Annotated in this window: 12 protein-coding genes; 5 read left to right on the forward strand and 7 right to left on the reverse strand. The window is 60.8% G+C overall.

Features of this window, described 5'->3' with window-relative positions; genetic code table 11:
• Position 1 precedes the first annotated feature (1 nt).
• On the forward strand, positions 2-1,180 hold the full coding sequence (locus PGR6_RS21530; protein WP_007934103.1) for a vWA domain-containing protein: 1,179 nt from the start codon (positions 2-4) through the stop codon (positions 1,178-1,180).
• 145 nt (positions 1,181-1,325) lie between these two features.
• On the opposite strand, the gene PGR6_RS21535 is transcribed toward PGR6_RS21530, so the two are convergent.
• The 4 genes from PGR6_RS21535 to PGR6_RS21550 all read right to left on the reverse strand — a co-directional run bounded on the left by PGR6_RS21535 (position 1,326) and on the right by PGR6_RS21550 (position 5,058).
• Positions 1,326-2,243 carry a biotin-dependent carboxyltransferase family protein gene (locus PGR6_RS21535; protein ID WP_064619660.1) on the reverse strand — a complete coding sequence of 306 codons (918 nt, stop codon included), beginning with the start codon at positions 2,241-2,243 and terminating at the stop codon, positions 1,326-1,328.
• Entirely contained in the window at positions 2,240-2,944 is a 705-nt protein-coding gene (gene pxpB, locus PGR6_RS21540) for a 5-oxoprolinase subunit PxpB (protein WP_018926747.1), read from the reverse strand. Before pxpB ends, PGR6_RS21535 begins: the two co-directional genes overlap by 4 nt.
• Positions 2,941-3,693, reverse strand: coding sequence for a 5-oxoprolinase subunit PxpA (locus PGR6_RS21545; protein WP_064619663.1), 753 nt, complete (start codon positions 3,691-3,693; stop codon positions 2,941-2,943). The genes pxpB and PGR6_RS21545 overlap by 4 nt, the downstream gene beginning before the upstream one ends.
• A 78-nt stretch (positions 3,694-3,771) precedes the next feature.
• Complete coding sequence (locus PGR6_RS21550) at positions 3,772-5,058, reverse strand: MFS transporter (protein ID WP_064619666.1); 1,287 nt, start codon at positions 5,056-5,058, stop codon at positions 3,772-3,774.
• A gap of 160 nt (positions 5,059-5,218) precedes the next feature.
• Between PGR6_RS21550 and PGR6_RS21555 the strand changes: the two genes are divergently transcribed.
• The 4 genes from PGR6_RS21555 (at position 5,219) to PGR6_RS21570 (ending at position 11,506) form a co-directional block, all read left to right on the forward strand.
• Entirely contained in the window at positions 5,219-6,136 is a 918-nt protein-coding gene (locus PGR6_RS21555; RefSeq protein ID WP_064619669.1) for a LysR family transcriptional regulator, read from the forward strand.
• Positions 6,137-6,257: 121 nt separating this feature from the next.
• Positions 6,258-8,180, forward strand: coding sequence for an IucA/IucC family protein (locus PGR6_RS21560; RefSeq protein WP_064619674.1), 1,923 nt, complete (start codon positions 6,258-6,260; stop codon positions 8,178-8,180).
• Positions 8,170-9,381: an MFS transporter gene (locus PGR6_RS21565; RefSeq protein ID WP_064619677.1), complete on the forward strand. Its 1,212-nt coding sequence runs from the start codon at positions 8,170-8,172 to the stop codon at positions 9,379-9,381. The genes PGR6_RS21560 and PGR6_RS21565 overlap by 11 nt, the downstream gene beginning before the upstream one ends.
• A 13-nt stretch (positions 9,382-9,394) precedes the next feature.
• Positions 9,395-11,506 carry a TonB-dependent receptor gene (locus PGR6_RS21570; RefSeq protein ID WP_064619680.1) on the forward strand — a complete coding sequence of 704 codons (2,112 nt, stop codon included), beginning with the start codon at positions 9,395-9,397 and terminating at the stop codon, positions 11,504-11,506.
• 63 nt (positions 11,507-11,569) lie between these two features.
• Here the strand turns inward: PGR6_RS21570 and PGR6_RS21575 are convergent, their stop codons facing one another.
• From PGR6_RS21575 to PGR6_RS21585, 3 genes are read right to left on the reverse strand one after another with little or no spacing between them, the layout of a single operon-like run.
• The gene (locus PGR6_RS21575; RefSeq protein WP_018926754.1) at positions 11,570-12,112 is read right to left on the reverse strand and encodes a DUF2937 family protein; all 543 of its coding nucleotides are present in this window, start codon (positions 12,110-12,112) and stop codon (positions 11,570-11,572) included.
• 14 nt (positions 12,113-12,126) lie between these two features.
• On the reverse strand, positions 12,127-12,903 hold the full coding sequence (locus PGR6_RS21580; RefSeq protein ID WP_018926755.1) for a class II glutamine amidotransferase: 777 nt from the start codon (positions 12,901-12,903) through the stop codon (positions 12,127-12,129).
• Positions 12,904-12,935: 32 nt separating this feature from the next.
• Entirely contained in the window at positions 12,936-13,433 is a 498-nt protein-coding gene (locus tag PGR6_RS21585) for a hypothetical protein (RefSeq protein ID WP_026286473.1), read from the reverse strand.
• Between the last annotated feature and the right edge of the window lie 26 nt (positions 13,434-13,459).

The raw sequence follows: 13,459 nt of genomic DNA on the forward strand, positions 1-13,459 counted from the left end.
CATGCTGCTCAATCTGTTCAACGAAATGCGCGCAGCCAAGGTGCCGGTCTCGGTGCGTGAGCTGCTGGACCTGATCAACGCGCTGAAACAGCGCGTGACCTTCGCCGACATGGACGAGTTCTATTACTTGTCGCGGGCGATCCTGGTGAAGGACGAACGGCATTTCGACAAGTTCGACCGGGCGTTCGGTGCCTACTTCAATGGCCTGGAAAAGCTCGACGATCACCTTCAGGCGTTGATCCCCGAAGACTGGCTGCGCAAGGAATTCGAACGTTCCCTGACTGACGAAGAGCGGGCCGCGATCCAGTCCCTCGGCGGCCTGGACAAGCTGATCGAAGAGTTCAAGAAACGCCTGGAAGAACAGAAAGAACGCCATGCCGGCGGCAACAAATGGATCGGCACCGGCGGCACCAGCCCGTTCGGTTCCGGCGGTTTCAACCCGGAAGGCATTCGGGTCGGCGATGCCGGTAAGCGTCAGGGCAAAGCGGTGAAAGTCTGGGATCAGCGCGAGTACAAGAACCTCGACGATTCGGTGGAACTGGGCACGCGCAACATCAAGGTCGCCCTGCGTCGCTTGCGTAAATTCGCCCGTCAGGGCGCGGCGGAAGAACTGGACATCGACGGCACCATCGACCACACCGCGCGCGATGCCGGGTTGTTGAACATCCAGATGCGTCCGGAGCGGCGCAACACCGTCAAGTTGCTGCTGCTGTTCGACATCGGCGGCTCGATGGATGCCCACGTGAAGATCTGCGAAGAGCTGTTCTCGGCCTGCAAGACCGAGTTCAAGCATCTGGAGTACTTCTACTTCCACAACTTCATTTATGAATCGGTGTGGAAGAACAACATGCGCCGCACCTCCGAGCGCACCGCCACCCAGGACTTGCTGCACAAGTACGGCGCCGACTACAAAGTGATCTTCATCGGCGACGCCGCCATGGCGCCCTATGAAATCACCCAGGCCGGCGGCAGCGTCGAGCACTGGAACGAAGAAGCCGGTTACGTGTGGATGCAGCGCTTCAAGGAAAAGTACAAGAAGCTCATCTGGATCAACCCGTACCCGAAAGACACCTGGGGCTACACCTCGTCGACCAACATCGTGCGGGATTTGATCGATGATCAAATGTATCCGCTGACGTTGCGGGGGTTGGAGGAAGGGATGCGGTTTCTTTCCAAGTAGAGCATTGCATCTGTGGCGAGGGGGCTTGCCCCCGTTGGGTTGCGAAGCGACCCCAAAATCTGCAATCGCGATGTATCAGACACACCGCATGCAATGGTTTTACGACTGCTGCGCAGCCGAACGGGGGCAAGCCCCCTCGCCACAGTTAAAACCGGCGCAAATACTCGACTTGTTCGCGATGCGCGACGTCCTGCACCACCGGTTTCAACCGCACCTTCGCCCCCGGCAGACACTGCGCCAGCCGCGCCAATGCCAACGGCGTCAACGCCCCCAACCGCGGATAACCGCCAATGGTCTGCCGGTCATTGAGCAGCACAATCGGCTGCCCATCCGGCGGCACCTGGACCGCCCCCAGCGGGATGCCTTCGGAAATCATCGGTTTGCCCTGATACTGCAAAGCCGTTCCCAACAGACGAATGCCCATGCGATCGGCGCGACTGTCGAGGGTCCAGGCGCTGTTGAATGCGTCAAACAGACTCTGCCCGCTGAATTCACCGATTTGCGCACCAAGCACCAGGTCCAGCGGCGTATCGAGGTTGAAATCCGGAACGTGCTCGCGAGGCAGTTCCCGTACCAGCAGCGGCGCCTCGGTGGAGTACTTCAACGACGATCCCTTGGCCAACGCCCGGCCCATGCCGTCGAGGCCGCCGAGTTCCTCACGCACCACAGTTGCAGTGCTGCCCAGCACCTTCGGCGCATCAAACCCGCCTGGTGCCGCGAGGTACGCCCGAGCGCCAAGCAACGGTTGCGTGAATTGCAATCGTTGACCTTTGCCCAGTTTGAAACTGCGCCACGGCGCCAAGGGCTGGCCATCAATCTGCGCCCCAAGATCGGCACCAGCCAATGCCAGCAAGCAATCGTCCTCGGCCACCACACTGAACCCGCCGAGGGTAATTTCGATCACCGACGCATCCAGCCCGTTGCCCAACAGCCAATTGGCCCACGACATCGATCGCCAATCCAGTCCGCCGCCCTGGGTCACGCCCAGATGCCGCACACCAAATCGCCCGGCGTCCTGCAACAGGCAAAGCGGTGTACTTGCTTCAATCGTCAGTCGGCTCATGCCAAGGTCTCCAACGGCGTGTCGTCACCGCCCAGGTTGATGAACTCGGCATGACTGACCGCCTCGAAGCGCACCGTGTCGCCCGGTTGCATCAAGCTGTAGCCGTCGCGTTCACGGTCGAACAATTTGGCCGGTGTGCGACCGATCAGGTTCCAGCCGCCGGGGGACACTACCGGATAAGCCGCCGTCTGGCGTTCAGCGATGCCGACACTGCCGGCGGCGACTTTTTTGCGCGGGGTACTCAGACGCGGTGCGGCCAACACTTCTTCCACCAACCCCATGAACGCGAACCCCGGCGCGAAGCCCAACGCGAACACCTGATACTCGTGTTCGCTGTGACGGCGGATCACTTCATTCACCGCCAAGCCGCTACGCTGGGACAACAGGTTCAACTCCGGCCCAACGCTCAAGTCATACCAGACCGGCAGCACATGGCATTTACCCTTGGCCCGAGCGTTGGGCGTCAGATCGATCAGGGCTTGAGCGATCAACTCCCGGGCCTGGGCCGGGTTCAATGCCATCAGATCGTAATGCACCATCAGCGTCGTGTAGGACGGCACCAGATCGATCAAATGGCTGGCGAATGCTTCTCGCAAACGCTCACTGGCAGCCAGCATCCACGGCATGTTGGCCTCGGCAATTTCATCGAACAGGCGCACCATCAGGCAATCGAGCGCCACCACTTCCACCCGTGGCTTCATGATGCGCTCTGCTGATTCAAGGCCTCGCGAATGCGCCGCACGGCGGCCACCGAACTGGCGTTGTCGCCGTGTACGCACAAGGTATTGGCCTGCAGGTGCAAGGCGCTGCCATCGCTGGCCGTGAGGTTGTCACCGCGGGCAATGATCAGCGCCTGTTCGATGATTTTCTCGGGATCGTGATGCACGGCTCCCGGCAGTTGCCGCGAGACCAGCATTCCGGCGCTGTCGTAAGCGCGATCGGCGAAGGCTTCAAACCACAGGGTCACGCCGTATTCGTCGCCCAACTGCTGGGCGGCACTGTTGTCGCGAGTGGCCATCAGCATCAGCGGCAGCGTCCGGTCATAGGCCGCCACGGCCTGGATCACCGCGCGCAATTGCGCCGGGTTGGCCATCATGTCGTTGTACATCGCGCCGTGGGGTTTGACGTAACTCACCCGCCCGCCCTGAGCCCGGCAAATGCCGTCGAGGGCACCGATCTGGTAGTGCAACAGGTCCTGCAGTTCCTGGGCGGTATACGCCATGGAGCGGCGACCGAAACCGACCAGATCCTGATAGGCCGGATGCGCGCCGATCTGCACGCCGTTGCTCAGGGCCAGGCTGACGGTCTTGCGCATGATGCTCGGGTCGCCGGCATGGAAACCGCAGGCGATGTTAGCGCAGTCGATGAAGGGCATGACCTCGGCGTCCAGACCCATGGTCCAGTTGCCGAAACTCTCGCCGATGTCGCAGTTCAATAGCAGGCGGTTCACGGTGAACACTCCTGTAGGCTTTTGTCTTTTTAGCTGAAGGGCATCTGCCCCTCAGATTATCAGTTACCGGACATTCGGTTATTCGGCGTCGAGTTGTTTACCACAGGTTTCCGGCAAGCTGAGCGCCGCCAGGATCACCACCCCGTAGGACACCGCAGCGAAAGCCCCGATTCCCACGCTCAATGGCACCTTCTGACTGAGCAAGCCGATCAGCAGCGGAAACAACGCCGCCAGTGCCCGACCGATGTTGTAGCAAAAACCCTGGCCCGAGCCGCGAATCCGCGTTGGAAACAACTCGGTCAGAAACGACCCCATGCCACTGAAAATCCCCGAAGCGAAGAAGCCCAAGGGGAAGCCCAGCCAGAGCATCACGCCGTTGCTGACCGGCAATTGGGTGTACAGCAAAACAATGGTGAACGAGCCGACGGCAAACAGAATGAAGTTCTTTTTACGACCAAGGATGTCAGTCAGATACGCGCTGATTACATAACCGACGTAAGACCCGATGATCACCATCGCCAGATAACCGCCCGTGCCGAGGACGCTCAAGCCCCGCTCGTTCTTCAGAAACGTCGGCAGCCAGGAGGTGATCGCGTAGTAACCGCCGAGTGCGCCGGTGGTCAGTATCGACGCGCGAATCGTGGTGAAGAGGATGCCGGGGGCGAAAATCTCGTAGAACTTCGCCGGGTTGCTTGGCTCTTGCCTGGCTTTGGCTTCGCGGTAGATTTCCGGGTCCTTGACCAGGCGACGGACGAAGATCACGAAAATCGCCGGCACGATGCCGAGGATGAACAGCGCACGCCAGGCGTCTTCCGGCGGCAACACCGAGAACAGCAGCGCATACAGAATGGCTGTCAGCCCCCAACCCAATGCCCAACCCGATTGCACCATACCGACGGCTTTGCCACGGTCCTTGGCGCGGATCACTTCGCCCATCAGCACCGCGCCGGCGGTCCATTCACCACCGAAACCGAAGCCCATCAACGTGCGGCTGATCAACAGTTGCTCGTAGTTCTGGGCGAAGCCGCAGAGGAAAGTGAAGAACGCAAACCACAGCACTGTCAGTTGCAAGGTACGCACCCGACCGATGCGGTCGGAGAGAATCCCCGCCACCCAACCACCGATGGCCGAGGCGATCAGCGTGCTGGTGTGGATCAGCCCGGCCTGGCCGGTGGTGATGCCCCACATGGCAATCAGGGTCGGTACCACGAAGCTGAGCATCTGGGTGTCCATGCCATCCAGGCCATAGCCGATCTTGCAGCTCCAGAACGTGCGACGCTCCTGTTTGTTGATGTTGCGGTACCAGTCGAAAGGTCCCGGGCGAGCCGTGGTTTTGGGGATGTCGAGGGTGTCGGGCGCACTCATGGCAAAATCTCCGTGCATATTTTATTGGTATTGTTCTGAGCCCCGACGACGCCTATCGTGGGAACCGGATGGCCTGATTTTTGGGCGGTTGGCCCCGCTGCGTCCAACTAATAAAACCCCGCCCTAGACATAAGAAAAACTTTATTCACGAGCTGACCCCATGAACCTGAAGTTTCTCGAGACGTTTGTCTGGGTCGCCCGACTCAAGAGTTTTCGCCTGACGGCGGACAAGCTCTTCACCACCCAAGCGTCGATTTCCAGCCGCATCGCCGTGCTCGAAAGCGAGCTCGGGGTGAAGCTGTTTCTGCGCGACTCCCGCGGTGTGAGCCTGACCCCCGAAGGCCTGAAAGTGCTCGAATATGCCGAGCAGATGATGGACACGATGCAGTCGCTCAAGCAGTCGATCGAAACGCGTTCGAGCAAGGCCGGGCGGGTGCGGATCGGCGTCATGGACACGGTGATCCACACCTGGCTCAGCCCGTTGGTGGCACAGATGATGGATCACTATCCGCTGGTGGAAATCGAGCTGGTGGCCGATACCGCGCTCAACCTCTGCGATCAGCTGCAAAAAGGCTTTCTCGATCTGATCCTGCAAACCGACCTGCTGCGCCAGGAAAGCGTGCGCAGCCTGGAGCTGGCCAGTCATCCGATGGGCTGGATCGTGGCCAGCAATTCCATCTACAACCGTGAGTATTCAGGTGTCGCCGACCTGGCACGGGAGCGGATCATCACCTATTCGAAAAACTCCCGTCCGCACCAGGACATCTTGAGCCTGATGCAGGCCAACGGGGTCATGGCGCCACGGCTGAACTGCGTGAACTCGGTGTCGGCGATTACCCGGTTGCTGCGGGACGGCTTCGGTATAGGCGCATTGTCGCCCGTGCTGGTGGCCGAGGAATTGGCCCGGGGAGAGTTGACCTTGCTGGCCATCGATCAGCGACCAGCGAATTTGCCGGTGGTGGTGTCGTGGCGGGTGGGTGTGGAGTGGGTCGAAGAAATCGTGGCGCTGTGTCAGCAAGTCGTGGAGTGTTATGCGCAGAAAGTGGGCGAGCACTACATCGTCTTGAGCAAACCGTAGGCCAGAGCCTGAAAGGCATTTTCCGAAGTGTAAATATGAACCACTATCATTTGCATTAATTTTTCAAAACGGTATTCTTTGCGCGCTTTCAGAATCAATTGTCCAGAAGGAGTCGGACCTGATGCGCGATTACACGCAACAACAGCAGCAATTGCTCGCTCACTGGAGCGAAGCTCTCGGTACTCAGGCTTTCCAGTCCCACCGCATCACGCTCGATCATTTGAGCAATGCCCTGGAGCCCGCCGCCCAGCGCTGTTTCCAACGCCTGATCCAGGCGCTGTTCCGTGAAGAGCTGATTGATCCCGACACCTGCGAATACGACGACACCAGCCGCTGCTGGCTGCCGCTTGGCGATGGCGCGCACCTTTGCTTCGAGCATTTGTCCAGCAGCAGAATGAACAGCTGGGACGTACGCGGCAGCATCGTCCTGCACACCCCCGACAAACTGCCGCACAAAATCCAGTTGCCCAGCGAACTGCTCGCTCACCTCAGCACTCAGCTCAATCCGCCAGCCTCCCCGCAGGTACTGGAACGTCTGGCCCGGGAGCTGGATGACAGCTTCAGCAACGACACCCTGTGCCTGGCGTTTCACCACGGATGGACCGAGCGCCTGAGAGAGCAGATCGACACCGGATACGATGACAATCTGCTCGCCTGGCTCAAAGCCAGCCCCTGCCACCAGAACCCTACATCGCTGCTCGAACAGTGGGGGACTCTCGGCCATCCGTGGCACCCGAACTACAAGACCAAACTGGGCTTGAGCGCCGCTCAGGTCATCGCTTTCTCGCCAGAATTCGAAGCGAGTTTTCCGATCGTGCTGTGCGCCCTGCACCGCCAGTACGCACATGTTGAAGCGCTGGCTGGCACCACGGACTACTGGGTTTGGTGGCAAGGTCACTTCCCACAGGCCGCCGAGCAATTGCAACGCCATTTGCAGCAGCTGGGCCTGGACGCAAAGGACTACCTCCCGCTGCCGTCGCACCCATGGCAAGCCCATGAAGAGCTGCCACATTCATTCGCCAACGAGATCGCCGACAACCTGCTGATCGTCACTGACATCGTGGCGTTTACCGGCCACCCGACCATGTCCTTCCGCACGGTCCTGCCGCAGGCCAGTCGCACGGCACCGATGGTCAAACTGCCGGTGGCTTTGCGCCTGACCAGCGTGCAGCGCACCGTGTCGCCGCGCTCGGCCCGGATGGGTCCGCGCATCAGCCAACTGGTATTGGATATCCTCGATCAGGAACCGCAGATTCAGCGCCTGCTGAACATCGTTCCAGAGCGCATCGGCGTGCATTACGCACCACTGCCGGCCGATGACGAACGCTCCCGGCATGCTGGCGTGCTGTATCGCGACAACCCGCTGACCCTGCTGCAAGCAGGCGAGTTGGCGGTGCCGGTCGGCAGCCTGTTCGCCGTCAACGAATTCGAACAACCGTTGCTGCGTGATTGGGTCAGACTGGCTCAAGGCCGGGACGACAGCGAGGCCATGCTGACGTTCTTCGATGATTACCTGTCGATTGCCGTACCAAGTCTGCTGGGCATCTATCTGATGTACGGCGTGGCGTTCGAAGCGCACCAGCAAAACAGTTTCATGGTGATGGGCGCTGACGGGCAGCTGAATCGGCTGCTGTTGCGTGATTTCGGCGACGTTCGTATCGATCGCAAAACCCTGCACGCCAAGGGTCTGGATATCCAGCTGCACGATCCGAAAATGACCCTGTATGACGACGCAGGGTTTGTCCGCGACAAACTCCTGCACACCACCTTCATGTGCCACCTCGGTGAGCTGACGTTGCTTTGTGCCCGCCACTGGAATGTGCCGGAAAATATCCTGTGGGAGCGATTGGCAGCGCGCGTTGCACAGTGCTTCGAGAGCTTGCGCGAGCGCGTTGAACCGGCACGCTGGGAAAGCGAACGCCAGGCCTTGCTGGAACAGGATTGGCCCGCCAAATCGTTCATGCGCATGCGCTTGCTCGACAGTCATGCCGACATCGTCGGACGCCTGAGTAACCCGCTGCGACCCAACACCCATGCTCGCTGACGGTCGCGCCCTGCGACTGCTGATCGTCATCCAGTTTGTCTCCATGGGCGCCATGGAGATGAGCGGCCCGTTCTGGCCCTTGCAGATCCAGCATCTGCTCGGGCCCGAAGGCGCCGGCTACACCGCGCTGTTATCGGCGATGGTCTATGCCGGCCCGATGCTGGCGGCCATGTTGCTGACCCCCCTGTGGGGTCGGCTGGGGGATCGCACCGGGCACAAACCGATGATTGTTCGGGCGTTGCTGGCCCTCGCGCTGTGCCAAGGCTTGGCGGCCATCACTCTCGACCCGTGGCTGCTGGTGGGTATTCGCGTGATGCAAGGCGCGTTGGCCGGTTTTCTCGCGGCCGCGCAAGCCTATGCCTTGGCCTGCTGCGACGGTGCCAGACGGGGTCACACCCTGGCCCGCCTGCAATCGGCAACCGCCGTCGGCTCGTTGATCGGCCCGGTGCTGGGTGGCTGGCTGATGGACGTCTCGGGGTTTGCCTTGCTGTGTTATGGCGCGACGGTGATTTGCCTGCTGTGCGCACTGGGGAGTTTTTTCCTGCCGGCCGACAAGGCGCGAACCGCGAAGAAAAAACCTGTTGAGCCGGTGGCCCTGCCCAAAGGCTGGCTCAGTGGAATCCTGTTGGTGATCGTGTTGATTCAGGCGGCGAAGATGATGCCGCAATCGTTCTACGCCCTATATGTCGCGAACATTCTGCATGCCCCAAGCTGGCTGATCGGTGCCACCTACGCGGCGAGCGCCGCGACCCTGGCCATTTCCGCCCCGCTGTGGGGACGCCTGTTCGACCGCTGGCAGCCGGCCTACACCTTGCGCGTCATCGAAGGCGTGGCCTGGTTATGTGCCCTGACGCTGGCGGCCACGGCATTGGCCAATGAATGGCTGGGCTTTCTCGTCAGCCGACTCGTCTGGGGCATCTGGCAAGGCGCCCTGCTGCCCGTCGCCTATGCCCTGATCGCCAACACCGTTTCCATCACCCAGCAGGGCTTCGCGCTCGGCCTCGGTAACAGTGCGGCAAAGGCTGGTGCTCTGCTCGGTGTCGTCCTTGGCGGTATCGGCATGGGCCTGGTGGGCCTGGCCCACAGTTTCTGGCTGGTGGCACTGACCTACGCCATAGCCGCCATCGGCATCCGCTGGGTGCGGTCGTTCAACGCCACGCCTGACCGCTCGACCTTATCGCCCCACACTTATCACAACTAAAAAAGACCACGTCATGACCCGAACCAAACTCTCCCTGCTGATCCCGCTACTTGGCACCTTCAGCGCCCAGGCCTGGGCCGAGGACACCGAACAGCAGCCCGGCACCTTGAACATGCAAGCCACCGTCGTCTCCGCGACTCGCAGCGAGGCGAGCATTGCTTCGATTCCGGGCTCGGTCCAGATAATCGACGAACAGCAGGTCCGTGAGCAGAGCGGCGCGGGTCGCCGGGTCTCAGACATCCTCGGGCAACTGGTCCCGGGTATTGCGCCATCCAGCGGCGGGATGAGCAACTTCGGCCAGACCCTGCGCGGGCGCAACATGCTGGTGTTGATCGACGGCGTATCGCAGAACGCCACGCGCGACAACTTCCGCCAGCTCAACAGCATCGCCCCGGCCAGCATCGAACGCATCGAAGTGATCTCCGGCGCCAGCAGCATCTACGGTGCCGGTGCTTCAGGCGGCATCATCAACATCATCACCAAGCGCAATCAGGGCCAGGACATTGCCTACAGCAGCAAACTGGGCCTGACCAGCGGTAACAACCTCAACAGAAAAGGCTTCGCCTACGAAGCTTTCCAGAGTGCCACCGGGCGCAAGGACGCGTTGGACTGGTATGTGTCCGCCGACCTGACCCAGCGCAACGACCAGTTCGACGGCAACGGCAACCGCATCCCCCAGGACACCTCCCAGGGCAGCAACATGGACACCGAAACCTATGACCTGCAAGGTCGTTTCGGTTACGAACTGGATGCCGACAAGAAAATCAGCCTGTCGCTGCAGGACTACAAGGACCAGCAGGACACCGGCTACACCAAAGACCCGAAAAACTCGCAGCAAGCGGTGGCCGTCAAAGGGCTGAAACTCGACGACCAACCCTATACCCATAACCAGGCGGTCAATCTCAACTACACCGACAAGGACTTCTACGGTCAGGGCCTGCAACTGGAAAGCTACTGGCGCCGCGCCGATGCACTGTTCTTTCCAGACCTGTCGCGAGGCAGAGCCGGGATCTCCAACAACAACAGTGTGCAGGACGTCTACGGCCTGCGCGCGGCCATCGACACGCCGCTGCCGGCGATCGGAAGCGCCACGGGCAATCTGGTCTGGGGCGCCGACTATGACAATGAGCGCTCCCGTCAACGAGGTGATCAATACACGCTCAATGGCCTGAACTACACCAAGACCGGCACCACCTACGAGCTGGGCCCGGACATCGAAACCACCACCAAATCGCTGTTCGGGCAGATGTCCTGGGACATCGGAGACTGGACCTTGCGTGGCGGAGTGCGCCGTGAATGGATCGAAAGCGACGTCTCCGACAGCATCGCCTACGGTCAGATCGTCCAGACCGGCATACGCGCAACGCTGCCCGGTGACACCCTCAAATACGACGCCACGCTGTACAACCTGGGGGCGGTCTACCACCTGAGTGAAAACCAGGACGTCTTCGCCAATTACAGCCAGGGGTTTTCGCTGCCGGATATCCAGCGCTTCATGCGTGACGTCAGCAGCACCTTCGACATCCAGAGTCTTAACGCCCAGGCCATCAAGGTCGACAGTTACGAGTTGGGCTGGCGTGGCAATTGGGACCAGTGGCAAGCCGACGTCACCGTGTACGAAAACACCTCGGACGTGACCCAGTTCTACGATGCCAATGATCGCGTATTGCGCCTGATCAACCAGAAAGAGCGAGTTCGCGGCATCGAAAACAGCCTGACCTACCGCGCGACCGATCACTGGTCGGTGGGTGGCACTTATGCCTGGGCCAAAGGCGAGACCGAGCAGAACGGCAAATGGATCGATCTGCCGGCCACACGCATCTCACCCGCCAAGACCACACTGTTCGTCGGCTACACCGAAGACGACTACAGCCTGCGCCTGCAAGGCATGCGTTTGGCCAATTACGATGCCGCCGCCAAGGACGACAATGGACGCGACATCGAAGGTTATACGCTGGTGGACCTGCTCGGCTCCGTGCAACTGCCGGTCGGTCGTCTTGAAGGCGGCGTGTACAACCTGACCAATCGCACGTACCAGAACCTGTTCACCCAAGCCAACGCCAGAGCGCCGTACGCCAATGCCGAAGGCCGCACGCTGAGCATGAGTTACTCGGTCGATTGGTAAAAACAGGAGCCGGCTTGCCAGCGATGCGATCTCGCGGCAATCGCCGGCAAGTCGGCTCCAGTGTTACAACCCGCGCAAATCCCGCTCTTCGATCGGCCGGCTCTGGCGCAGGCGCTTGCCGCCCAGCACCACCCAGTCGATCAGTCGGAACAGGCATTCAATGCCGAACGACAGCAGCAACGCGCCGCTCATGCCCCAGATCATCGCTTCCGGCGTCAGCAGGATCTGGTAGCTGTAGCCGTTCCAGGTTTCCTTGCGAATATCCGGGTCGGCCGCCAGCACCACTTGCAGGAAGCGGATGTACCACGGGCCCTGCATGGCCTGGAATTGCTTGTCGAGGGCCAGTTGACGGGTGAGCAAGGCGCTCAGGCTGTCGGCATCGCTGCGAAAGATCGGGTCTTCGCTGGCACGGTAATGGGCCACCAACGCCTGCATATCGCCCTTGAAAAACTGATTGGCAGTGCCCTGAAAACCGCTCAAACCGCTCTGTGCCTCGATCAGATGCGCCTCGACCCGCTTGGCATAGTCACTGATGAACCCAGGCACCTGGACGCCGATCAACAGGCCTGCCGCAAACAACACCAGCCGTAGATAACTGAGCAACATGGGGGGAGAGATCCTTATTCGGTATTGCCCTGGCTGACGCATTCACCGCGTCGCCAGAGGCTCCATTGGCCCGGTTCGTAGCGGGTCCAGGTTTCGTTTTCGGTCAAGGGTTCGGTGGCGATCACCGTAACCACGTCGTTGGGCGTGGTTTCGGCCTGGAAGTCGACGATCACATCGACGTCCTTCAAGCGTGCCGGGCCGAACGGGGCACGGCGAGTGATTTGCGCCAGTTTGGTCGAGCAGTAGCAGAACAGCCAGTCGCCGTCGCTGAGCAAGCAGTTGAACACGCCTTTGCTGCGGTACTCGGCACAAGCGGCCACCAGGTCCGGCAGCAGTTCTTCGATCTCTACCGGCTCAGGGAACGCAGCACGCACCCGGTTGAGCAAATCGCAGAATGCCGCTTCGCTGTCGGTATCGCCGACGGGGCGGTAGAAACTGGCGGTCGGGTTGAAGTCGGCCAACTGGCCATTGTGGGCGAAACACCAGTTGCGCCCCCACAACTCGCGCACAAACGGATGGGTATTGGACAGGCAGACCTTGCCGACATTGGCCTGGCGGATGTGGCCGATCACCACTTCGCTCTTGATCGGATAGCGCTGCACCAGGTTCGCCACTTCCGACTCGCTGCTCGCCGCCGGGTCCTGAAACAGGCGCAGGCCACGGCCTTCATAGAAAGCGATGCCCCAACCGTCACGGTGCGGTCCGGTGCGGCCGCCGCGCTGCATCAGCCCGGTGAAGCTGAACACGATATCGGTCGGGACATTGGCGCTCATGCCCAATAACTCACACATGCTCGGACTCTCGATTCAATGCAGGGGCACAGTTACAGACGCGGCTCGACCCGCAGTCGCTGCGGGTTGCTCGGCACCGGTGGCCGACCGTAACGATCATCGCCGGCACCGCCGAACGGTTGATCGCCTTCAGGCTCGTCGGTGCGCGCCGCAGCCTTGGCCGCCTCCGCCCGCTCCTTGCGAGCCTTGGATGCGCGCTCGATCGGGAAACGGATCGCCACGAGAACCAGGTAAAGGCCGAAGGCAATCATGCTGTACATGAACAGGTCGGAAATCGCCCGCCAGGCGTTGTTGCCGACCTTGAACAGCAGATCCAGCACAGTAATGGCAATGGCCGGGGCGACCTTTTCCTTCACCGGGTCAATGATGGTCGGGCTGAACAGCAACACTGCCATCAGCAGCCGCAGCGGCTCACGCAGCCAACGCCACATCCAGCGGGTGATGCGCATCCACACCAACAGGCAGCCTAAAGCGGCAAAGGCGTAGAGGCCCCAAGCGATCAGATAGTCGTTCTCGGTCATGGTGTCCATGGCAAGGCAGGCAAAGAGGCGCTTAT

It is taken from the genome of Pseudomonas sp. GR 6-02 (genome assembly GCF_001655615.1).
GTDB lineage: Bacteria > Pseudomonadota > Gammaproteobacteria > Pseudomonadales > Pseudomonadaceae > Aquipseudomonas.

What these genes read in the sequence shown, in the direction of transcription:
- PGR6_RS21550 (WP_064619666.1), bottom strand. Translation starts at nt 5,058, where the DNA reads ATGAGTGCGCCCGACACCCTCGACATCCCCAAAACCACGGCTCGCCCG.
- PGR6_RS21585 (WP_026286473.1), bottom strand. Translation starts at nt 13,433, where the DNA reads ATGGACACCATGACCGAGAACGACTATCTGATCGCTTGGGGCCTCTAC.
- PGR6_RS21535 (WP_064619660.1), bottom strand. Translation starts at nt 2,243, where the DNA reads ATGAGCCGACTGACGATTGAAGCAAGTACACCGCTTTGCCTGTTGCAG.
- PGR6_RS21575 (WP_018926754.1), bottom strand. Translation starts at nt 12,112, where the DNA reads ATGTTGCTCAGTTATCTACGGCTGGTGTTGTTTGCGGCAGGCCTGTTG.
- PGR6_RS21570 (WP_064619680.1), top strand. Translation starts at nt 9,395, where the DNA reads ATGACCCGAACCAAACTCTCCCTGCTGATCCCGCTACTTGGCACCTTC.
- pxpB (WP_018926747.1), bottom strand. Translation starts at nt 2,944, where the DNA reads ATGAAGCCACGGGTGGAAGTGGTGGCGCTCGATTGCCTGATGGTGCGC.
- PGR6_RS21555 (WP_064619669.1), top strand. Translation starts at nt 5,219, where the DNA reads ATGAACCTGAAGTTTCTCGAGACGTTTGTCTGGGTCGCCCGACTCAAG.
- PGR6_RS21580 (WP_018926755.1), bottom strand. Translation starts at nt 12,903, where the DNA reads ATGTGTGAGTTATTGGGCATGAGCGCCAATGTCCCGACCGATATCGTG.
- PGR6_RS21530 (WP_007934103.1), top strand. Translation starts at nt 2, where the DNA reads ATGCTGCTCAATCTGTTCAACGAAATGCGCGCAGCCAAGGTGCCGGTC.
- PGR6_RS21565 (WP_064619677.1), top strand. Translation starts at nt 8,170, where the DNA reads ATGCTCGCTGACGGTCGCGCCCTGCGACTGCTGATCGTCATCCAGTTT.
- PGR6_RS21560 (WP_064619674.1), top strand. Translation starts at nt 6,258, where the DNA reads ATGCGCGATTACACGCAACAACAGCAGCAATTGCTCGCTCACTGGAGC.